General features: G+C 26.6%; 19 protein-coding genes, 6 tRNA genes and 1 other annotated feature. Of the genes, 18 read left to right on the forward strand and 7 right to left on the reverse strand.

Going from position 1 to position 23,211, the window contains the following annotated elements:
* Window positions 1-21 precede the first annotated feature (21 nt).
* From proC to BN346_RS16630, 9 genes are all read left to right on the forward strand, one after another.
* Window positions 22-831, forward strand: coding sequence for a pyrroline-5-carboxylate reductase (proC, locus tag BN346_RS16590; RefSeq protein ID WP_040330100.1), 810 nt, complete (start codon window positions 22-24; stop codon window positions 829-831).
* A 137-nt stretch (window positions 832-968) separates the two neighbouring features.
* The gene (locus BN346_RS16595; RefSeq protein ID WP_040330101.1) at window positions 969-1,328 is read left to right on the forward strand and encodes an arsenate reductase family protein; all 360 of its coding nucleotides are present in this window, start codon (window positions 969-971) and stop codon (window positions 1,326-1,328) included.
* Window positions 1,329-1,430: 102 nt separating this feature from the next.
* Window positions 1,431-1,507 (forward strand) — tRNA-Arg (locus BN346_RS16600).
* Between the two features lie 6 nt (window positions 1,508-1,513).
* A tRNA-His gene (locus tag BN346_RS16605) sits at window positions 1,514-1,589 on the forward strand.
* Between the two features lie 6 nt (window positions 1,590-1,595).
* Window positions 1,596-1,670: transfer RNA gene (locus BN346_RS16610), tRNA-Gly, on the forward strand.
* Window positions 1,671-1,674: 4 nt separating this feature from the next.
* A tRNA-Gly gene (locus tag BN346_RS16615) sits at window positions 1,675-1,748 on the forward strand.
* Between the two features lie 23 nt (window positions 1,749-1,771).
* Window positions 1,772-1,847, forward strand: a tRNA-Pro gene (locus tag BN346_RS16620).
* A 17-nt stretch (window positions 1,848-1,864) separates the two neighbouring features.
* Window positions 1,865-1,938: transfer RNA gene (locus tag BN346_RS16625), tRNA-Gly, on the forward strand.
* Window positions 1,939-2,176: 238 nt separating this feature from the next.
* Window positions 2,177-4,330: a YhgE/Pip domain-containing protein gene (locus BN346_RS16630; RefSeq protein ID WP_040330102.1), complete on the forward strand. Its 2,154-nt coding sequence runs from the start codon at window positions 2,177-2,179 to the stop codon at window positions 4,328-4,330.
* Window positions 4,331-4,378: 48 nt separating this feature from the next.
* Here BN346_RS16630 and BN346_RS16635 read toward each other — a convergent pair whose 3' ends face one another.
* The 3 genes from BN346_RS16635 to cysK all read right to left on the reverse strand — a co-directional run bounded on the left by BN346_RS16635 (window position 4,379) and on the right by cysK (window position 7,790).
* Window positions 4,379-6,121 carry an ATP-dependent metallopeptidase FtsH/Yme1/Tma family protein gene (locus BN346_RS16635; protein WP_040330103.1) on the reverse strand — a complete coding sequence of 581 codons (1,743 nt, stop codon included), beginning with the start codon at window positions 6,119-6,121 and terminating at the stop codon, window positions 4,379-4,381.
* 199 nt (window positions 6,122-6,320) lie between these two features.
* Complete coding sequence (gene epsC, locus BN346_RS16640; protein ID WP_040330104.1) at window positions 6,321-6,863, reverse strand: serine O-acetyltransferase EpsC; 543 nt, start codon at window positions 6,861-6,863, stop codon at window positions 6,321-6,323.
* A gap of 15 nt (window positions 6,864-6,878) precedes the next feature.
* Window positions 6,879-7,790: a cysteine synthase A gene (cysK, locus tag BN346_RS16645; protein ID WP_040330105.1), complete on the reverse strand. Its 912-nt coding sequence runs from the start codon at window positions 7,788-7,790 to the stop codon at window positions 6,879-6,881.
* Between the two features lie 137 nt (window positions 7,791-7,927).
* Window positions 7,928-8,183: a binding site (T-box leader), on the reverse strand.
* Between the two features lie 469 nt (window positions 8,184-8,652).
* Between cysK and BN346_RS16650 the strand changes: the two genes are divergently transcribed.
* The gene (locus BN346_RS16650; protein WP_040330106.1) at window positions 8,653-11,412 is read left to right on the forward strand and encodes a hypothetical protein; all 2,760 of its coding nucleotides are present in this window, start codon (window positions 8,653-8,655) and stop codon (window positions 11,410-11,412) included.
* A 67-nt stretch (window positions 11,413-11,479) separates the two neighbouring features.
* Here the strand turns inward: BN346_RS16650 and BN346_RS16655 are convergent, their stop codons facing one another.
* On the reverse strand, window positions 11,480-12,025 hold the full coding sequence (locus tag BN346_RS16655) for a TetR/AcrR family transcriptional regulator (protein ID WP_040330107.1): 546 nt from the start codon (window positions 12,023-12,025) through the stop codon (window positions 11,480-11,482).
* A 74-nt stretch (window positions 12,026-12,099) separates the two neighbouring features.
* Here BN346_RS16655 and BN346_RS16660 point away from each other — a divergent pair, with 74 nt between their 5' ends.
* Window positions 12,100-12,348 (forward strand): DUF3892 domain-containing protein, encoded by a 249-nt coding sequence (locus BN346_RS16660; protein WP_040330108.1) that lies wholly within the window; start codon window positions 12,100-12,102, stop codon window positions 12,346-12,348.
* A 27-nt stretch (window positions 12,349-12,375) separates the two neighbouring features.
* Here the strand turns inward: BN346_RS16660 and BN346_RS16665 are convergent, their stop codons facing one another.
* Together BN346_RS16665 and BN346_RS16670 are read right to left on the reverse strand one after the other, a co-directional pair.
* Complete coding sequence (locus BN346_RS16665) at window positions 12,376-13,404, reverse strand: FAD:protein FMN transferase (protein ID WP_040330109.1); 1,029 nt, start codon at window positions 13,402-13,404, stop codon at window positions 12,376-12,378.
* A 140-nt stretch (window positions 13,405-13,544) separates the two neighbouring features.
* A complete protein-coding gene (locus BN346_RS16670) occupies window positions 13,545-14,000 on the reverse strand; it encodes an FMN-binding protein (protein WP_040330110.1) in 456 nt (151 codons plus the stop codon).
* A gap of 440 nt (window positions 14,001-14,440) precedes the next feature.
* Here BN346_RS16670 and BN346_RS16675 point away from each other — a divergent pair, with 440 nt between their 5' ends.
* The 7 genes from BN346_RS16675 (at window position 14,441) to BN346_RS16705 (ending at window position 22,529) form a co-directional block, all read left to right on the forward strand.
* On the forward strand, window positions 14,441-14,839 hold the full coding sequence (locus tag BN346_RS16675) for a NusG domain II-containing protein (protein ID WP_187372148.1): 399 nt from the start codon (window positions 14,441-14,443) through the stop codon (window positions 14,837-14,839).
* A 10-nt stretch (window positions 14,840-14,849) separates the two neighbouring features.
* Window positions 14,850-15,368 carry a Gx transporter family protein gene (locus BN346_RS16680; protein WP_040330111.1) on the forward strand — a complete coding sequence of 173 codons (519 nt, stop codon included), beginning with the start codon at window positions 14,850-14,852 and terminating at the stop codon, window positions 15,366-15,368.
* Between the two features lie 116 nt (window positions 15,369-15,484).
* Window positions 15,485-16,819 (forward strand): sigma-54 interaction domain-containing protein, encoded by a 1,335-nt coding sequence (locus BN346_RS16685; RefSeq protein WP_242838446.1) that lies wholly within the window; start codon window positions 15,485-15,487, stop codon window positions 16,817-16,819.
* A 417-nt stretch (window positions 16,820-17,236) separates the two neighbouring features.
* On the forward strand, window positions 17,237-18,418 hold the full coding sequence (locus tag BN346_RS16690; RefSeq protein ID WP_040330112.1) for an acetyl-CoA C-acetyltransferase: 1,182 nt from the start codon (window positions 17,237-17,239) through the stop codon (window positions 18,416-18,418).
* A gap of 295 nt (window positions 18,419-18,713) precedes the next feature.
* Window positions 18,714-20,258 (forward strand): VanW family protein, encoded by a 1,545-nt coding sequence (locus tag BN346_RS16695; protein ID WP_051540469.1) that lies wholly within the window; start codon window positions 18,714-18,716, stop codon window positions 20,256-20,258.
* 626 nt (window positions 20,259-20,884) lie between these two features.
* Window positions 20,885-21,526, forward strand: coding sequence for an HDIG domain-containing metalloprotein (locus BN346_RS16700; protein ID WP_040330113.1), 642 nt, complete (start codon window positions 20,885-20,887; stop codon window positions 21,524-21,526).
* A gap of 16 nt (window positions 21,527-21,542) precedes the next feature.
* Window positions 21,543-22,529, forward strand: coding sequence for a biotin--[acetyl-CoA-carboxylase] ligase (locus tag BN346_RS16705; RefSeq protein ID WP_040330114.1), 987 nt, complete (start codon window positions 21,543-21,545; stop codon window positions 22,527-22,529).
* Window positions 22,530-22,606: 77 nt separating this feature from the next.
* Here the strand turns inward: BN346_RS16705 and BN346_RS16710 are convergent, their stop codons facing one another.
* Window positions 22,607-23,110: a metallophosphoesterase family protein gene (locus BN346_RS16710; RefSeq protein WP_242838447.1), complete on the reverse strand. Its 504-nt coding sequence runs from the start codon at window positions 23,108-23,110 to the stop codon at window positions 22,607-22,609.
* Between the last annotated feature and the right edge of the window lie 101 nt (window positions 23,111-23,211).

Genomic DNA, 23,211 nt, shown 5'->3' on the forward strand with positions numbered 1-23,211 from the left:
TTAGGAGGATACGAGGATACTATGAATAAAACTATAGGATTTGTTGGTGCTGGAAATATGGGAAAAGCTATGATTGGAGGAATTATAAAATCAGAGCTTGTTAATCCTAAAAATATAATAGCATCAGTTAAACATGAGGAAAAACTAATTGAATTAAATAGAGAATTTGGAATTAAAACTACTGCTAATTCCAAAGAAGTTGCTAAATTATCAGATATAATATTTTTAGCAGTTAAACCTAATATTTATGATGAAGTTATGAATGAAATAAAAAGTGAAATAAATGAAAGTAAAATAATTATTAATATAGCAGCAGGAAAAACTATAGCAAGTATTGAAAATGTATTAGGAGAAAATGTTAAGGTTGTTAGAAGTATGCCTAATACACCTTCATTAGTCGGTGAAGGTATGTCATCCTTATGTAAGAATAAAAATGTAAGTGATGATGAGCTATTAGAAATTAAATCAATATTTGAAAGTTTTGGGAAAGCTGAAATACTACCTGAAAACTTAATTGATTCGGTAATAGGTGTTAGTGGATCTTCGCCAGCATATGTTTTTATGTTTATTGAGGCATTAGCAGATGGTGCAGTATTAGGAGGTATGCCAAGAAATATGGCATATAAGTTTGCAGCACAAGCGGTATTAGGTTCAGCAAAAATGGTTTTAGAAACTGGAATACATCCAGGTGAATTAAAGGATATGGTCTGTTCACCAGGTGGAACAACTATAGAAGCTGTAAGAAGTCTTGAAAAAAATGGATTTAAATCAGCGGTTGTAGAAGCTATGTCTAGCTGTATGGAAAAATCAAAGGAAATGAGTAAAAAGTAAATATTATATTAAAAGAAGTGTCTCCAATTGATTTTGACGACACTTCTTTTGATAAGTATGCATTGAAAATGCAATACAAATATGATTTAATAAATAATATTAATAAATAATAATTATTTTCAGAGGGAGTTGTAGATATGAAAAATTTATTTTTAGAATATCCCAAATGCACAACATGCAAAAAAGCATACAAGTTTTTGGTAGAAAATAATATAGAATTTGAGGATAGACATATAGTTGAGTTTAACCCTAGTACAGATGAATTAAAAGGATGGATAGAAAAAAGTAGTATGCCAATAAATAAATTTTTTAATACTAGTGGAATTCTTTATAGGGAAATGAATCTTAAAGATAAGGTTAAAAATGGAGATTTTGAAGAACTTATAGAAATATTAGCATCTAATGGAATGCTTGTTAAAAGACCAATATTAATTTTAGAGGACAAAGTTCTAATAGGATTTAAAGAAGAGCAGTGGAGAGAAGCTTTAAAATTATAATTAATAAAATTATAAAGTTTTTTAAAAAAGTACTTGCATAATAAAAATATATATGTTATCATTAATTTCGTCGCTGAGGGGGAATCTCCTCGGAGAAAATATGCGTTTTTAGCTCAGTTGGATAGAGCAACGCCCTTCTAAGGCGTGGGCCAGGGGTTCGAATCCCTTAAAACGCACCATATATGGTGGTCGTAGTTCAGTTGGTAGAGCACCAGGTTGTGGCTCTGGGTGTCGTGGGTTCGAGTCCCATCGGTCACCCCATATATTGCGGGAGTGGCTCAGTGGTAGAGCGTCACCTTGCCAAGGTGAACGTCGCGAGTTCGAATCTCGTCTTCCGCTCCAATATGCGGGTGTAACTCAATGGTAGAGTGCTAGCCTTCCAAGCTAGTTACGAGGGTTCGATTCCCTTCACCCGCTCCAATTTTAAAAAGTTAATATTGTCTCGGGGTGTGGCGCAGATGGGAGCGCGCGTGGTTTGGGACCATGAGGTCGCAGGTTCAATCCCTGTCACCCCGACCACTAAAACTTAATAATATGCGGGTGTAACTCAATGGTAGAGTGCTAGCCTTCCAAGCTAGTTACGAGGGTTCGATTCCCTTCACCCGCTCCAAAAAAAGATAGTCTTAAGACTATCTTTTTTTCATTTGGATTAAATATTATCAATATGAAATTAGAAAATGTTAAGTAAATAAAAAATACAAAGTTATTATATTAAATCATTAATCCTTAACTTATTTAATTTTAAAAAAAAATAATAAGTTGTATAGCTTTAAAAAATATAGCGAACAATAGTGACAAAGACAATTTTAAAACTATATATTTATTTAAAAATTAGAAGAGGTGGGATAGTGAAAAATATTTTTAGAATTTACAAAAGAGATATGAAAAAGCTTTTTACAAATTATGTAGCAATTATAATAATATTAGCATTAAGTATACTGCCATCACTATATGCTTGGTTTAATATTAAAGCAAGTTGGGATCCATATGGAAGTACAAATGGAATAAAGGTAGCCATAGTTAATAAAGATAAAGGATATAGATTTAACAATATGGAGTTAAAAATAGGCGATGAAATGGTTAGTGAACTTAAAAAAAATAATTCCATTGGATGGGTTTTTACAAATGAAATAGATGCAAGTTATGGTGTGTCGCATGGAAAATATTATGCAAGTATAGTTATTACAGAAGATTTTTCTAAAAATTTGACATCTTTTCTTAATAAAAATCCTAAAAAACCAGAACTTATATATAGTGTGAATGAAAAAAGTAATGCAATTGCACCTAAAATTACAGATAAGGGTGCATCTACATTACAGCAAACAGTATCAGAAAACTTTGTTAAAACAGTAAATGGTGTTATATTTGAAAATTTTAATAAGATAGGAGTTGAGGTTGAAAATCAAAAACCTAATTTAATAAAATTAATTTCAATTGTTTCAGATTTAAATAATAATATGGAGAATATAGACATCTTAGTAGATAAATTTTATAATGGTTCATTAACTCTAGATCAGTTTATTGGAAAAATACAAACTAATGTACCAGTTATGGAAGAAACTGTCAAATCAGCTATTGAGGTAGGAAATCAAAGTAAAAAATTTATTGAAGAGGGAAAAGAAACGATTGAAACAGTGTCACCATACATAAAAGAAAGTTTAGAGTTTGCAAGAGATACTGCAGTAGAGGCAAGTAATTTAATAGATTCTATCTTAAATAGTACAAGTGGAAATGAAACGGCTAAAATCTTAAATACAATAGAAACATTACTTAAAGCTACGGATTCTAAAATTATATCAATATATGAAAAAATAGATAAAATAAATAATTTAGTTCAAAATCCAACTTTGAATGAAGTATCAGCACAACTAAAAGATATTTCCACTGGGATAAAATCACAAATTTCAACAGTACAAGAATTAATTGTAGCTTCTGAAAAAGGTGATGAATTAGCTCAAAATACTCTTATGAAGCTAAAAAATGATATAAATCAAGTAATAGAATTTATAAATGAGAAAATAGATTCTTTTGACAATGAATTTAAACCAGCATTAACTGATGTAATTGAAAAATTATCTACTATAGCAGATAATTCATTGAAAATGCTAAATGATTTAAATAGTGATATGCCAACTATCACAAATCTGTTACGTTTAGCAGATGAGGGCGCAACATTAGGTAGTGAAAAATTAAAAGAATTTAAAGATGCTTTACCAGAAATAAAAGAATCATTATCAAAAGTTAATGATAAAATATCTGTTTTGAATGATGATGAGAAAATAAATAGTTTAATAGAGTTATTAAAAACTAATCCTGATAGTGCAAAAACATTTATATCAACTCCAGTAGAATTAGTGCAAAATAGTCTTTATAAGATACCAAACTATGGTTCAGCTATGTCGCCATTTTATACTGTACTTGCTATATGGGTTGGAACATTAATATTATCATCAATATTAACAGTTGAAGTTCATGAATTCGAAGGTGAAAGACCGTTAAAAAGTTATGAAAAATTTTTCGGGAAATATTTATTTTTTTTCACTATAGCAGTGACTCAAGGGTTAATAGTTGCAATTGGAGATAAATATTTATTAGGATGCTATGTTGTAGATGTTAAATTATTTATAGCTCTTGCAGCATTAACAGCTACAGTATTTTCAATGATAGTTTATTCATTAGTGTCAGTTCTTGGAAATGTAGGGAAAGCATTAGGTGTTATATTATTAGTATTACAAGTGGCCGCATCAGGTGGTACATTTCCAATAGAAGTTACACCTCCATTTTTTCAAGCAATAAATCCATATCTACCATTTACATATGCAATAGGAGCTATGAGAGAGGCTGTAGCTGGAGCTGTAGTAACAAATTTGAGAAGAGATATAACAAAACTTTTATTGTTTTTTATAGTATTTTTACTCATAGGAGTGCTATTAAAGAAACCTTTAGATAAAATAGTAGAGAAGTTTAATGATAAATTTAAAGAAAGTGGATTATCAGAATAAAAAAATAAAAAGATATATTACATTTTAAGTGTAATATATCTTTTTTTTCTATGATTTTGTTATATTTAAAATTTCATTATGATGAAGGGTTTCTTTTTCCATAAGACTTTGTGCTAGAACATTTAATGTATCTATATTATTAAGTATTATATTTTTCGTATCTAAATATAATGTTTCTATTGTTTCTTTACATTCGTCAAAAATCATTTTAGAACTAGCATTTTTAACTTCGTCAGGCATTCCTGAAACTCTTATGAGCCCTAAAGATTCACCCATACCGTATTCTGCTATCATATTATAAATTATATTTGTACTTTGTTTTAAATCATTATAAGCTCCGGTAGTTATATTTTTTTCACCAAAAATAATTTCTTCAGAAGCACGACCACCTAAGAATACCATTACTTTATTGGTTAAATACTCCATGGTTTGGAAGTTGCTATCTTGTGGTAATGATAATGTATAACCGCCAGCACCTTTTGTAGTTGGTATTATTGAAATTTTGCTGACTTTTTCATTTGGCAACTTTAATAAGGAAACTAATGCATGTCCAGCTTCATGGTATGCAGTAATTTCTTTATCTTTAGAAGTTAAAGAAGTTTTATCAATTTTTTCATAACCAGCTATAATATTAGAAAAAGACTTATCTAAATGATACTCTGTAATATAGGGTGCATTTTCTTTACAAGCCAGTATAGCTGCTTCATTTATTAAACTTTCAATTTTAGCACCAGAAAAATAAGCAGTTTTTATTGCTAGATCTTTTAAGTTAAAATTATTATATGGTTTGTTTTTTAAATGAAGGGAAATAATTTTTTCTCTAGCAGATATATCAGGTAATGCAACTTCTATATGTCTATCAAATCTTCCGGGTCTTAACAATGCAGAATCTAATACATCAAGTCTATTAGTTGCTGCTATTACAACTATATTATGACTTTCGTTGAAACCTGACATTTCGGTAAGAAGTGCATTTAATGTTTGATCTTTTTCTTCAGAACTTCCATTTGTACTATTACTTCTTTTTTTACCAATAGCATCAATTTCATCTATAAAAATAACAGCTTTTTTATTAGATTTAGCTTTTTTAAAAAGGTGTCGTATTCTACTAGCACCTACCCCTACATACATTTGTATAAAATCTGAACCAGAAACAGCGTAAAATGGAACATTTGCTTCGCCAGCAATGGCTTTGGCTATAAGAGTTTTGCCTGTGCCTGGATCACCATGTAATATAATTCCCTTTGGCATTCTAGCACCATATTTTTTATATTTTTCAGGATTTCTTAGATAATCTACGATATCTTTAACATTTTCTTTAACTTCATCATTTCCGGCTACAGAATTGAAATTAAAATTATTAGCCATAGATGAAGATACATCTTGTGTGTCTATACAAGAAATACCTCCCTTTGTTTTTCGATTTGACATAAAAAATGCAATTATAAATATAATTGATACAATAAAAGATAGGGATACAACAGTCTGAATTTTAGAAATAGAAGAATTTAAATTAACTTCTATATTATTCTTTAAAAGTGACTCTTTCAAATTTAAACTATTAGGATTATCAGTTAGATATTTACTACCATCATTGAGTATTATTTCAATTTTAGAAGATGGAGATAAATTAACAGAACGTACAATTTTATTATCAACATCTTTTAAGAAATTACTATAATTTTTAAAGGGCATATTTAAATTTGTAGAATTTATATAAACCATTATAAATAAAGACAAAAAAGCTATTACAGTTGGAATAGAAATAAGAAGTTTTTTATTAAGTTTCATAATATTCCTCACTTTCTTAAGAAAATATACTGTATAAAATATTATATAGTTTAAAATGTGTTTGTCTAATTAAAAGCATATAATATGGAAATGTAATTTATGGAATATAACTTGAAATATTAAAAGAGAAAGAAAACACATCTTTCTCTTTTAATAATGATTTGTACAATGAAATCTTATGAAATCTAATTATAATAAATTAAATTATATAAAAATTAGTGAATTGAACATCTGAATGATTAATAATTTTAGCTGGAATCCCAACTGCTGTAGAATTTGAACATAATGGTTTTAAAACTACTGAATTTGCTCCAATTTTGCAGTTATCACCAATTGTTATAGGTCCTAAAATTTTTGCTCCACAACCGATAATAACATTATTTCCAATTGTGGGATGACGTTTACCTTGATGTTTGCCTGTACCACCTAAAGTAACTCCATGATATATTACAACATCATCTCCAATAACGGAAGTTTCACCAATAACTACACCCATTCCATGGTCTATAAAAAGTCGTCTACCTAATGTAGCACCAGGATGAATTTCTATACCAGTTAAAAATCTAGCAACTTGTGATATAAATCTGGCTAAAAAGTATAATTTTAAGTTATATAATTTTTTAGCAAATCTATAAAATAATAAAGCATAAAATGAGGGGTAAAGGATTCCTTCAATATAGCTTTTTATTGCTGGATCCTGTAATTTAATAGTTTTAAGATCTTCTTTTATATATTTAAACATATAATATCACCTTCATTATTTAAAAATACCCATAGATAAGTATTTTTCACCTCCATCAGGGGCTATAGTTAATATTTTATGATTAGGTCCTAAAAGTTTTGCTAGTTGCAATGCCGCATAGATGTTTGCACCAGAAGATATTCCTAAAAATAGACCTTCTGAGGAAACTAGTGATTTAGTTGTTTCAATTGCATCTTCATCAGTAACTGCAATTATATAATCAACAAATTTTTTATTGTATATCTTAGGGATGAATCCAGCACCAATTCCTTGTATCTGATGAGAAGAAGGATTCCCACCAGACAGAACAGGAGAAGATTTAGGTTCAACAGCAACAATTTTTATATTAAAAGCTTTTTCTTTAAGTTTTTCACCAACTCCAATTAAAGTTCCACCAGTACCAACTCCAGCAACAAATGCAGATAAATCAGGAATATCATTTAAAATTTCTAATGCTGTGCTTTCATAGTGTTTTTTAGGATTGTTTAAATTTTCAAATTGATTTAATATAAAGCAATTTGGATTTTCAGAACATAATTCTAAGGCTCTATTTATAGCTCCGTTCATGCCTTTAGAACCATCTGTAAGAATTAACTCTGCACCGTAAGAACTTATAATATTACGTCTTTCAACACTCATAGTTTCAGGCATTATTATTATTACCTTATAACCTTTTAATTTTCCAATCATAGCAATAGCTATACCGGTATTTCCACTTGTGGGTTCAACTATAATGCTATCTTTATTTAAAAGACCATTTTTTTCAGCAGCCTCGATCATTCCTAGAGCAGCTCTATCCTTTATGCTGCCAGCAGGATTATATTTTTCGAGTTTTACATAAACATCAGCCATAGATGGTGTTGTTAATTTATTTAACTTTACAATAGGTGTATTACCAATTAAATCTAAAACATTTTTATATAACATAATTAAGCCTCCTAATATTTTAAGTTTTTAACAAATTTTAATAGGTACCATTAAATTAATAAATTTATATATAAGAATAATCATAGCTATGTATTGAAATTTATATTTATACAATAAAAAAACTTCGTCTCTAATAATATAGAGACGAAGTATAAAACTCCGTGGTTCCACTCTAATTGGACAAAAGTCCCACTCGAAAAATTCAGATACTAATATATCCTATCGCTATAACAGGCGAACCTGGAAAATCCTACACGGAACAATATAAAAATTGTTTATTCGGATATTCTGCTCCAAAGGGCACTTCTCATAAATCTATAGTAAAGACTTCTCACCAATGTCTTTTCTCTGTAACTTAGTAATTATGATACTTTTCTTTATCAATGCATTTATATAATATTTTAATATGTTCAAATTAAATATACATGTAAATTAATAAAAGTTTAAAATCATTATAGAATAAATATATTAATAATACTAGGAAAATGTTACAAAATAATGATAATAATTATTAATAATATTAATTATAATGATTAATATTATTAATTACAAATCTAATATATGAGGAAAATAAAGAATAAAGTAATAAAATTTTTTTATGTACAATGACTAGTGTTTGAATTTTATATATAATTAAATTTTGTTGTTATTTTAATAAATTTGACTTATGATAAAGAAGAATTAAGAAGTTTAAAATGAAACTTGCAATTATGAATGATTATTATAAATATGTTCTTAACTGTGAGTAAATAATGAGCTTATAATCAATAATATTAATGTTTAGCAACTAAAATGTCATAAAATAATATTATTATATAATATGACAAATATAAAACTATGATTATATGAGGAGTTGAAAAAAGTGAGATTAAAAAATCAAGTTAATTTTTTAAGAAAATCTTATGAAGATATAAAAAAATTTGATATATACTTAAGTTTATGTGAACCAGAGATTAGTTGTGAAGTATCTTTAGCATTAAAGAGATATTACACATGGGTGTTGAAAAATAATTTTAAAATAGAATTAGAAGATGATGATGTTTTAAAATATTTCAGCAATATAGTAAAGGATTTAAGTTACATTCCTACATCGAAATTAAATTATGCAGATATGAAAAAATTAATAGTTGCACATTTTTCATTAGGAGAATTATATATACATAAAAATAATAGAAGTTTTGCTGAGGAACATTTTGAAAAGGTTATAGAGATTTTAAATAATGCAAATAAAAATGATAGTAAGTTTTTCAATATGGTTCAAGATGAAGATGACATAACTGTATTTGAACTTTCTATGTGGGCAAGAAAAAACTTAGGTGACATATGTAGTAATAATGAAAAGGCGTTAGTATTTTATGAAAGTATAGTTAGTGATAGAGAATTATTATACTTAGAAAAAAATAAATCCATATATTATATATCAAAAGTTATGGAAGATGTTGATAAAGCATATGAAGCAGCTATTAATATTATAAAAGTTATGCCAGACTATGAAAATGTAGGAAAAGATGCCGTAGAATTTTTAAGAAACAGTAAATTTTATTTGAAAGCATTAGAAATTTGTTACAATGAATATTATAAAAATGAAGATATATACTGGGTAAATGTAGCTATAAGCTGTTGTAATGTTGATAAAAGCTTTAATATACAATGTTTAGAAAGAACAGTAAAATTTTTAGAACTATTATTGACAACTCAACATTTTGATGAATGGGGAAATTTAGTTGAGGCACTATATAATGCAGTGAAGAATTGGAGTACGGGACTTCAAAATTTATTAGAATATCTTAGTAGTACTTTAAATAAGATAAATTATAAGTCAATAGATTATAGCAACTTTAGTAATTGTTTACCAGTTTTAAAAAATATATATAAAGAAATTTTAGATAAAAAATATGAGAATAAAAAAATAAGGGGATTTGAAGAAGATTTTAATTTTTACTTTATGATGGCTTCATTTAGAAATAAAAATTATAATGATAGTTTTGAAGCTTCTACTAGATTATTGGCTATGAAAGTTCAAGGTAGTTTGAAATATGATATAAATTATATAGAGAAAGTTATGAAAGCTAGTTTAGAGAATGTTTCTCAAAATGAAGATAATGTAAAAATTTATCCTTGGATGGAATTAATAAATAAAGTAAATTTCATAGGTGAAAAATGCGATTTTAACAATGATATAACATATGATGAGCAATGTAGAATAGTAAACAGAAAAATAAAAATACTAATTTTATGTGAAGATTTAAAACGAAAAGAAGAGTTTTTAAATAGTATGCAACAAAACATATTTAAAATAGTAAATAAAATAGAAAGTGGAGAATTTGTTGTTGTAGAAGATCAAAATATAGATATTGCTGATATAGCTATAGTTTTATTAGAAAATAATAATATAGAAAAAGGCATAAAAGATAAAATTAGTGAGCTAGATTACAAGAATACAAGTAAATTTTTATGGATAGTTAGTAGTGATATCCCAGATGCAGAAGTGAAAGAAACTAAACAAATTTTGAAAAATAAGGGTATTTTATCTCACGAAGAAATTTATAAAGAATCAGATGTAGAAGATATATACAATAAAATAGAAGAATCAGTTCCTAATAGTATTACTATGTATAGATATAATGATTTTTCAAATTTAGTAAAAAAACATTTAAAAGATATAGATAAAGAAACAGAGAGAGAATTTCTTGAAAAAGGTTTAGAAGTACAGTCTGTTGAGGATTCAACTTTTAAATATGAAGAAGACTTAAAAATAATAAAAAATAATGTTGAAGATTTTAAGGATAAAATAAATAATGACTTAGAATCTTTGAAGGATTATGTTGGAAATAAAATAGATACAGTTGTACCTGCAATTATAGATTCAAATTCAAGGATTATTGACACTATAGAAGAAGGAAAAAATTTAAGAGATGAAGCAGAAAGTGCTATCAGTAATAAAATTGTAGAGTGGTGTAATGAAGAAATAGTAGATATGCTAAAAAATCAATTTAATATGTTTTTAAATAAATATGATAAGGTATATTTTTCTCAATTAGACTTAATTAGAAGTACAAATAATAATACTAGGAAGATTAAACCAATTGCTTTAGATTTTGCAGATGACATTAAAGAAGTCAATTTTATCTCAGAAGATGATTTAAAAATAAAAATAAATAATTACTATGAGGAATTTCTTGAAAACTTAGATTTCAAATTTAAAATGTTTCCAAGAAAAAATATAATAAAAAGTATAGCAACTGGTTTATCTGGAATTTTTTCGAAACAAGGGGACAAAATAAGTAATAAAAAAGAATTAGTAAAAGCTGAGTTAATTGAAGAAAGTGATATAGTTTGTGATAATATTTATAATAAAATATTTGATAAATTGGAAGAATTAACTTTAAAAATACACATGGAAATTGATGATATATTTAAAGAGCTAATTGATGATATAGAAAAAAATATATTAACATCTAAAAAGATTTTTGAAACTAAAAAAATAGAGAGAAATGGATTAGAAACAAGAAATAAAGAGATTGTAATAAATATATCATTTATAAATAGTGAATTAGAAAAATATAAAAAACAATTATTACTTGGAGTATTGTATTGTAACGGAACAGTTTATAAAATATAAATTTTAATGTTGAAAGTAAAGTCGTATTTTTACTAAATTTGACTTTACTTTTTTATTATACAATATTTTAAAATGTATATATCATAGAATGCATTTTATTAAATAGAATATCTAAATTTTTTTCTTTATCATTAAAATTAGATAAAAGTAATGAGTCAATGTTATTTAGTAAGTGTAAAATAAATGTTGAACTATACAAATAGTTAACTATAGAATTAGAATCTTGTTCAAGTGAATTAACTATATGGGAAATAGGTAAAGAAAGGTTAGTGTAATAACTTTGAATAAAAATATATTTTTTTATATCCTTAGTTAATGGATATAAGGTATACATATCATCATAAATTATTTCAATTATATCTTTAAGTTTTGATCTATTATCTAAAGAGGAAATTCCTTTGAGTTTTGAAAAAGTGTTTTGCCAATGATTATCTAAAATTTTTACAATTATTTTACGTTTATTGGGGAAATAATTGTAGAGAGTACCAATAGATAAATTGCACTTTTTAGAAATTGATTTCATGTCTACATTTTCGTATCCTCTTGAAATAAATAAAGTTTTAGAAGTATTTATAATATTATATTCTATGTCTTCGTTATTAATATTAGGCAACTTGTAAATAACCTCCCTGCAAAAAGAATAAATCTTCGTTATATAAAACATAATATTCATAAGGAGTGATAAATATGAAAGATAATTTTAATAATGAATGTAAAAATACTATTTCAAAAGTAAGAAAGAATTCTGATGGCGACATTACAGATGTTATGCTTTCAAATGGAGACACATACTCAATAAAAGAAGGAATAAACATGGCTAAGAATGGAATGATTGAAGGTGTAAATGTAGGAAAGGCTAAAAACGGAAGAGAATTTTTAAGAAGTAATCCAAATGGAAAAGAGGATGATAACTTAGACAATAAAGAGATGTTTTAAAAAAGAGCTGATTAGCATCAGCTCTTTCTATTCTTCCAATGAATATGATGAATTAGTTATTTTAAAGTTGTTTTTAATTCCATCAGTTATAAAGATCTTTTTATCTTTAGTTATAAAAATAGCATCTATATTATCTAAAGACTCTATAAATTCTAGACCTTTTTTAGAACCTAAAGCAAAAGTAGTTGTAGAAAGTGCATCTCCATCAATAGATTTATCACTTATTACAGAAACACTTAATAAATCATTATCAAAAGGATAGCCAGTTTTAGGATCTAAAATATGATGATAAATTTTGCCATCTACTTCTAAGTATCTTTGATATGTACCAGATGTAACTATAGATTTGTTCTTTACAAGTAAATTACCTACAGAACCTTTTGTGTCATTAGGATCTTGGATACCAATTCGCCAATCAGTTCCATTAGGTTTATTACCTAACATATATATATTTCCACCTAAATTTATCATAGCAATACTAACATTATGTTCTTTAAGCAAGTCAGTTAAAATGTCAGCAGCATAGCCTTTAGCTATTCCACCAAGATCTATTACCATATTTGGTTCTTTTAAAAATATAGTTTTATCATTTTCATTCAAATCAACATTTTTAAAACCTACATAAGATAAAGTATCTTTTATAAGTATATTTTCAGGGACTTTAGCATTCTCAGTTCCTATTCCCCAAAGTTTTACAATTGGGCCTATAGTTATATCGAAATTTCCATTTGAAAGTTGAGAATAATAAAGGCCTCTTTTTACTATATTAAAAGTATCATCACTGACTTTAATAGGCTTATTTCCTGCATTTTCATTTACTGTATCTAATTCTGTACCAGTTTTATTTATACTTACCAAATCTTCTAAATTCTTAAGTTCATCAAAACATTTATCTAAAATACTTGTATCTTTAGAATCAAATATTTGAATTGTACAAACAGTACCTATTATCATATCAGTTCTAGAAATGGGTTCAGAACTTTGTTTTGAACATCCAAATATGAAAAATGAAGATAAGATAGTACAAAATAATATACATTTCTTTAAAAAATTCATATGTAATAACCTCCTAACTGTATAGTTACAAAAATTATAAATATAATTTAAAATTATTATATCATAAAAAGAGACTTTAGGATAAAACCTAAAGTCTCATATTGGCTTGTACTATATTGAAAAAATATTGTACCAATATATTATTTTGCTGGTTTTACTTTAACTACATCAGTATTACCTTTTTCAGCTGCTTTTAAAGCTTCTGTAGCTAAAAGTTTGAAATCAGATGATGAAGTAGTAGCGCCTGTTATACTATCAACTTCTTCTATATTTCCTTTTTCTATTAATTGTTTGCTAAATTTTTCTGAAAATTCTTTTGGATAAGTCTTTGCAACTGGTTCCATTTGTGCTTTGTAGTCTTCATCTTCAGATTTTAATTTATCTTCTTCATTTTTGTAATCAGCTTTACAATCAACTATTTTTCCTTCTTCAATAGTTAATTCTACAAATCCAGTCCAACCATGGCTATCAGCTTCACTGAATTCAGCTTTGTATGTGCCATCTTGAGGGCCTTCAGTTTTAGAAGATCCACATCCTACTAGTAATGTTCCTGCTAATAATGCTGCTGAAACAGCACTTAAAAGTTTTTTATTCATTTAAAAGTCCTCCTATTAATAAAAAAAAGATGTATTGCTATTTTAAATTGTATATAATTTAACTAAAAAAGTAAATATAAAATATCGAAAAAATTCAAAAATATTAAAAAATATGTAGAAGTAGAAGAAAAATTTAATGAAAACAAATAATAATTTTACAGTTTAATACTTAATATATATATTAAGGTTAAATATCGAGTTGAATTTTAAATTAAATAAAACAATAAAGAAAAAATATTATATAAATTATAAAGTTGTATGACTAATTTATAACGATAATAAACATATCAATAAGATTATTAATTGAAAAATTAAATTATTATAATTATATGGAGAAACCATATGTAATGTCATTGTATTATTTAAAGCAATATTGTATTATGAAGAAAGCTAAAAGATATATAATTAAGAATATACTATTAAGGTTCGAAAGGGAAATTATGAAAATACTAAAAAAATTTGATATAGTGATAATAATAGTATTACTGTTGTTGTCTTTTATTCCATATGGAGCAATTATGATATTCAATATTAATGGAAATAGCAATGGTGTATATGCTAAAATAACTGTTAATGGAGAAGAATATAAGATTGTAAGATTAGATACACATAGTGGAGTTGAAGAATTTAATGTAAAAACCTCAAAAGGTTATAATACAATAAAATTAGAAGATGAAAAAATAGCAATAGTTGATGCTGATTGTAATGATAAAGTTTGTGAAAGAGTAGGGTACATATATAAAGTTGGGCAGACTGCGGTGTGTCTACCACATAAATTAATAATAGAGATTACCGGTGAGGTAAAAGAAACTGAAGAGGAAGACTTTATAGCTAGATAGGAGAGAAAAAATGAAAGATACTAAAAGATTAGTGTATATATCGCTCTTGATAGCAGAAGCTTTGGTTTTACATATAATTGAAGGAATGATTCCAGTACCATTTATTACTCCTGGAGCAAGACTAGGTTTTGCAAATATAATAACAGTAATTTCCTTATATACATTAAGTTATAAAGATACTGCTGTGGTTTTATTTGTTAGAATTTTATTATCAGTTATGTTTGGGGGAAGTATTTCAAGATTAATGTATAGCTTAGGTGGAGCTGTTTTTAGCTTTATATCAATGATAATTGCAATAAATTTATTTAAGGATAAAGTAAGTATTATAGGGGTAAGCGTTATAGGTGCAGTTTTTCATAATGTAGGGCAGTTGATAGTGGCATCATTAATAGTAGAAACTTTAGGTGTAATGCTATATTTGCCGGTAATGACAATAGCTGCAATAGGCACTGGAATATTTGTAGGATTAACTTCTAACTTTGCAGTAAATCATTTAAATAAAATAAATAAGAAGCTTAAAATGTATTAAGTTTGAATGAAAGTAAAATAAAAAAGTATATGAAGATTTTATCGGAGGGAGACCTCCGTAATTTATCTTTAGTAAAATTAAATTGTTAAATGGGAATTTTTGAATCAGGTGGGGATATGGGAATGAAATTGAATACTAACATATTAGAATCTATATTAGAGTCTTTAGATGAATATATAGTTATTATTGATAAAGATTTGAATATAGTTATGTTTACTGAGTTATTTAAAGATTTTTTTGGGGAAAAGAATATTTTGATAGGTCAGAAAATTGATAATATTATATATAATAATAATTTTAAAAAAGTTATGGCAAGTAAAGATAGAAAAGAACAGCTATTAGATGAAACAAAAGAAAAGAATGCTATATTTATACAAAGTCCAATTATTGAAAATAATATAGTTTTAGGAGCTGTAGGTAAAATTGTTTTTGAAGAAGATATAGGCAAAAGGGAAGATGAAATAGTAAATAATTCATTAGAGAATACAGCAAAATATAATTTTAACAATTTAATTGGTAAAAGTGATAAATTTATAACATGTATAAATTTGGCAAAAAAAGTTTCAAAAGGAGATTCAAATATATTGATAACAGGTGAAAGTGGAACTGGAAAAGAGCTAGTTGCACATTCAATACATAATGCAAGTAAACGTAAAAATAAACCATTTGTAAAGATAAATTGTGCAGCAATACCATCAGAATTATTTGAGTCTGAAATGTTTGGTTATGAGGAAGGAGCGTTTACAGGAGCAAAACGTAAAGGAAAAAAAGGGTTATTTGAAATCGCAGATGGAGGTACAATGCTTTTAGATGAAATTGGAGATATGGATCTTAATATGCAAGTAAAACTATTAAGAGTTCTTCAAGAAAAAGAGGTTTCAAGGGTTGGTGGAGGTGAAGTAAAAAAGATAGATGTTAGAGTAATAGCAGCAACTAATAAATCACTTCTTAAACTTATTGATGAAGGCAAATTTAGAGAAGATCTATATTATAGATTGAATGTTATACATATAAATTTACCATCTTTAAAGGATAGAAAAGAAGATATAGAACCACTTTGTGATATGCTTATCAAAAATATATGTGAAAAATATGGGGTATATTGCAAAGGGACATCTAAAGAAGCTATGAAATGCTTAGAAGAATATAATTGGCCAGGTAATGTTAGACAATTAGAAAATATTATAGAAAGAGCTATAAATTTGATTGATGAAGATGTTTTAATAAAAACTAAACATTTGCCTGAACAAATAATTGAATATAAAAATGTAAAAACTGTTTTTTTAGAGCAAGGAACACTAAAAGATTCAGTTGAAAAATTAGAAAAAACACTTATTATTCAAACACTTAAAGACGTTAGAGGGAATAAAAATAAAGCAGCTAATATATTGGGATTAAGTAGAGCTGGATTATATAAAAAAATTGAGAGGTATAGTATTAAGACAAATTAAAATAATAAAGAAACGCAAAAAGATAAAGCGAAAAATAAATTAATAAGGTATAGTAATTCAAAATATGTAAACAAAGTATACATGTATATTTTGTTTACATATTCAGAATTTTGTTAATTAAAAGACAAAGTAATTGCTAAAACCTTAACAAAGTATAATGTTGAAAAAAATGTAATCATTTACTATGTAAACAAAGTATACATAAAAAATAGCCTTTAATATTTAGATACAATATAAAATGGCTATATAGTGGGAATTAAGATAGTTGGCATGAGTATTGCTTATTAATATTAATGTAATAGGGAAATGAAAATTATGACTATAATTACGTGATTATTTTATTAAGGGGATTATAAAATTTATCATTTTGTAATTTAAAACATAATTTAAAATATTATTCATGGGGGTTTAAATATAATGAGAGAAGTAGTAATAGTAAGTGCAGTTAGAACTGCGATAGGATCATTTGGAGGAAGTTTAGCAAAGCTTTCAGCTGTAGATATTGGTGTAATAGCTGCGAAAGAGGCTATAAAAAGAGCTGGAGTTAATCCAGAAATAATTGATGAAGCTATAATAGGAAATGTTTTAACAGCAGGAGCAGGACAAAATACATCACGTCAAATAGCATTAAAAGCAGGTTTAAATCCATCATCAACAGCTATGACTGTAAGTAAAGTTTGTGGATCAGGACTTAGAGCTGTAAGTTTAGCAGCTCAAATAATAAAATTAGGAGATGCTGATGTAATTTTAGCAGGTGGAACTGAAAGTATGAGTAATGCACCATATGTATTACCAAGCAATAGATGGGGCCAAAGAATGGGCGATGGAAAAGTTGTAGATACTATGATAAAGGATGGATTATGGGAAGCATTTAATGATTATCATATGGGAATGACTGCTGAAAATATAGCAGAAGAATACAATTTTACAAGAGAAATGCAAGATCAGTTTTCATTGACTAGTCAATTAAGAGCTGAAAAAGCAATTAAAGAAGGAAGATTTAAAGATGAGATTGTTCCAGTGGAAATACCACAAAGAAAAGGTGATCCAATAATATTTGATACAGATGAATTTCCAAAAGCTAATTCAACAATAGAAAAATTAGCTAAATTAAAACCAGCATTCAAAAAAGGTGGAACAGTAACAGCTGGAAATGCATCAGGAATAAATGATGGTGCGGCAATGCTTATCATAATGGCAAAAGAAAAAGCAGAAGAATTAGGTATAAAACCTTTAGCTACTATAAAATCTTATGCATCAGCAGGTGTAGATCCAAAAGTTATGGGTTGTGGACCAATACCAGCTACTAAGAAGGCATTAGAAAAAGTAAACTTAAAAGTTGAAGATTTAGATTTAATCGAAGCAAATGAAGCATTTGCAGCTCAATCATTGGCTGTTTTAAAAGATTTAAATTTAAATCCTGAGATAGTAAATGTAAATGGTGGAGCTATTGCATTAGGACACCCAATAGGAGCATCTGGTGCTAGAATATTAGTTACTTTATTACACGAAATGGAAAAAAGAGATGCTAAAACAGGTCTTGCAACTTTATGTATAGGTGGAGGACAAGGAACTGCATTAGTAGTAGAAAGAAACTAATAGTTAACAAAAATTTATAATGATATTTAAGGCATTATTAGAATTGAATTAGATTCTAGTAGTGCCTTTTGAAATTATATAAATTTTAATCATAATTTGTAAAAATACTTATATAAATATTAAAGTATGATAATAAATTTAATAATATATTGAAGTTTAATTTATAAGTATAAATACATAAATTGTAATAACTAAATTACTGAAAAAACTAAATTTATATGGTATACTAAATAATGAATTTATAATGTTTTATCATACTTTAAGCTTTTAAAGAAAAGTGAAAGGAATTTGGTTTATGGATAAAAACTTAGAAGGCTCAGATAAAAAGAAAAAAAGAAAAAGAAAATCTAAAAATAAAACAAGGTTGTCGAAAAATGTTAAAATTTCAATAGGTGTATCGGCAGCAGTTATAATAGTTGGGTTAATTGGCGGGGGTGTTTATGTAAAAACAAGTGTTGAAAAATATAAAGAAGCCATATATCCTGGTATGAAGATTCAAGGTATGGATTTATCAGGCAAAAATAGGGAAGATGCTATAAAAATAATAAATGAAAACTATACTAAAGCAATGAATGAAAAAAGAATTGTAATTAAAAGCAAAGATAAAGAGTATGATATAAAATATTCAGACTTAGGGTTAACATTTGATTATGAAAACACAGTTGATGAAGTTTTAAAAGAAGGAAAAGATAAGGACTTATTTGAAAAATTTAAAATGATAAAGTACCCAAAGGAAAAAGATCATGAAATTAAATTTACTTATAATGAAGCACCTGTAAATGAAAAAATTAAAAATGTAGCAAAAGAATTAAATAAAAATAAAGTAGAAGCAACTATATCTGGATATGGTGGAAACTTTAATATTACTGATGAACAAGTTGGATATAAAGTTGATGAGGAATCTTTAAAGAAAGACATATTAAAGCATATAGCTGAATCAAAAATAGATGAAAAAGAAGTAGTTGTTGAGGTTAAATTAATAGAGGATAAACCTAAAATAACAAAAGCTGAACTGAAAAAGGTAGATACTTTAATGTCATCTTATAGTACAAGCTATGCAGGTGGAACCATAGATAGATCTACCAATATAGAAATATGTACTAATACAATTAATGGTAAAGTATTAATGCCAGGGGAAAGTTTTAGCTTTAATAATATAGTTGGAGATACTACACCTGATAAAGGATATCTAGAAGGTGGAGTATATGTAGGAAATAAATTAGAAAAAGGTTATGGTGGAGGCATATGTCAAGTATCATCTACTTTACATAATGCTGTTATAAAAATGGGTATACTTCCAGATCAAAGATTGAATCATAATATGACAGTTGGATATGTGCCACTAGGATTAGATGCTACTATTGCATATCCATATATAGACTATGTATTTACTAATCCTACTAAGTTTCCATTATATATAGAAGGAGTTGCTGGTGGTGGAACAGTTCAATTTAATATATATGGAAATTCAGCAGCTAAATCTTCAAAAACATATGAATTTACAAGTGAAACATATGAGACAATAGCTGCAACAGCTCAATATGAGGATGACCCAACATTACCAGAAGGTAAAGAAGTTGTAGTACAGCAAGGTGTTGATGGATGTAAAGTTAAAGCATATAGACTTACTTATGAAAATGGAGCTTTGATAAATCAAGAATTAATGAATAATGATACTTATGCAGCAATGCCAACTACTATAAAAAGGGGTACAGCTAAAGTTCAAAAACCAGCAGAACCACCAAAAAAAGAAGAACCACCTAAGAAGGAAGAACCTCAAAAACCAGCAGAAACACCGAAACCAACTGAAACTAAGCCACAAACAGGCAGCGGACAATAATATAAGAAGGAAACTAGAATTATACTAGTTTCCTTTTTTTATATTATCGATAACTATTATAAAAAATAGTATTATAATAAAGGATAGGAATAAATCTTTTACTATTTTAAAGATTGAGTTTAAAATATATAGAAATAAAGATAAATTTATTTTTATATTATATATATTGTTATTAATAAATATATATATGCAACAAATAAAAGTTGAAACACAACCGAGGATAGAAAGAAATTTAGCAATTTTATATAAATAATAATTGTTAGCATTAGAAGATAAATAAAAATATTTTATTAATAGAAACAGAAATAAACCAATAAGAAAAGATTCGAATCCATTGAAAATTACTAAAATTGAACAAAATATATAAGTTAAAATTAGTATGGTGTTATCATTTAAATGTAAAAGAATTTTACTAGATTTAAAAAAAATAAATTTATGATTAGGCAAAGAACGAATAAATAGATCAAATAACAACAAAAATACAATAATAGAAATTATAAAAATTATTAAATTATTCAATATAAATCACCTCGAATAATTTATAAAGTTAAGCTAAAAAATAAGATATTATAAGCTTTTAATATATATTACTAAGTTTTACATTAAAAGTTGCAAGGGAGATAATTATGGATAAAAAACAACAGTTTAATGAATTTGATAAAGTTTTACTAAACGAAGATAAACCATCTATTTTTTTTGAAAAATTAATGAATAATGGAAAATTCCCTAGTGAGTATCCTTTTAATATGTTAAGTGATTTAAAAAATGTAAATCAAAGCAAAGAACATCATCCTGAAGGAAATGTTTGGAATCATACAATGCTGGTAATAGATGAAGCTGCTAAAAGGAAAAACAATAGCAAAAACAAGAGGGTTCTTATGTGGGCAGCACTTTTACATGATGTAGGAAAAGCACATACAACTAAATTTAAAAAAGGAAGGTATACAGCATATAATCATGATAAAGTAGGGGCTGAGATGGCAGAAGAATTTTTAAAAGAATTTACAAGTGATTATGAATTTATAAGTGAAGTAAAGAAAATGATATTTTATCATATGCATATAATGTTTATAGTGAAGGAACTTCCATTTGGAGATATAAAATCAATGATAAAAGATATAGACTTAAATGAATTAGCACTTTTAGGATATAGCGATAGATTAGGTCGTGGAAACTTAAAGAAAGATATAATTGAAAAGGAAGAAAAAAATGTTAAAATGTTCTTAGAGATTAGTAAGAATTATAAAAGGAAATACTTGTATAGTTGAAAAGAGGTTAATTGCATTGAAGAATAAGATATTAGATAAATTGAAAGAAAATTCTACGGAATTTATATCTGGAGAAAATTTAAGTAAAGAGTTAGGTGTAACAAGAGCTGCAATATGGAAACATATAAATGGATTAAAAGAAGAAGGATATGAAATAGAATCTGTATCTAAAAAAGGATATAGAATTATTTCTTCACCAGATAAATTAAATGAAAATGAAATAAATGAAATTTTAGAAACAAATTACATAGGAAAAAAAATAATTCATTATGATACTATAGATTCTACCAATAAGGTTGCTAAAAATTTAGCATATAATGGAGCGGAAACAGGAACAGTTATAATATCAGAAGAACAAACACTAGGTAGAGGTCGTTTAGGGCGAAATTGGAGTTCGCCAAAGGGAAAAACAATTTCTATGAGTATAATATTAAAGCCTAATATACCTACTGTTATAGCGCCGAAAGCAACAATTTTAGGTGCGGCGGCAGTTTATTGTGGACTAGAGGATATGGGTATACATACACAAATAAAGTGGCCTAATGATATTATTTTAAATGGTAAAAAAGTATGTGGAATATTAACTGAAATGAGTGGAGAAATGGATAAACTTAATTATATTGTCATGGGTATTGGAATAAATGTAAATAGTGAAGAAGAAGACTTTGATGATGAAATTAAGATTAAAGCAACATCTTTAAAAATAGAAGAAGGAAGAGAAGTTAATAGAAAACAAGTAGTAGCAAAAACATTATACTATTTAGAAAAATATTATGAAAAATTTAAAGTGAACGGTGATATACAAGATGCAGTAGAAATCTGTAAAAAGCACTCAATTATAATGAATAAAGAAGTTAGAATTATAAGTTGTGGTATAGAAAAATTAGGCAAAGTAATAGATATGGATAATGATGGCGAATTATTAGTTGAATATGATAATGGTGAAAAAGAAAAAATTATTTCAGGGGAAGTTAGTATTAGAGGAATTAATGGTTATGTATAGTAAAGATTTATTATGTTAAGAATTAAAGTCAACCTAAAATATTAATAGGTTGACTTTGATTTTGGATGCAGTGATTTTTAAGAGAAAAAATCAAAGGATACATTTATAGTACTTTCAGATAATGTTAGACGAATATACGAAAAAAAACGCTCTTTTCTTTTACTTGTAGGTGACCCTGGATTTATAATTAATATATTATTTTTGGTAGTTAAAAAGGGTTTATGACTATGACCAAAAATTATTATATCTAAATCATCATTTTTAAAAACATCTAACACATTATCTAATGTATTTTTAAATATTCCATGTCCGTGATAAATTCCTATTTTGTAATTTTCAAGTGTGAAAATTTCCTTTTCATTAAGCAATCCTCTTGTTTTTTCTTTATCATTATTTCCAGAAACACCAATAACTTTGTAATTAGTTTTTAAATATGGTAAAAGTTCAGGATTGGTAAAATCACCAGCGTGAATTATAAAATCTATATCATTAAGTTTGTTTTCTAAAAATGGCTTTATTTTATCAAAATTTTTTCTAATATGGGTGTCAGAAAGAATAGCAACTGTAATTATTTTAATCACCACCTAATAAAAGTATCTGTTAATTTATTGTATTTAAGTTAGTAACTATATGTGATAAAACTACATAGTATAAGTATAGAATTACATTTTTGTTATGAATT

It is taken from the genome of Clostridium ihumii AP5 (assembly GCF_000612845.1).
In the GTDB taxonomy this organism is placed as follows: domain Bacteria; phylum Bacillota; class Clostridia; order Clostridiales; family Clostridiaceae; genus Clostridium_J; species Clostridium_J ihumii.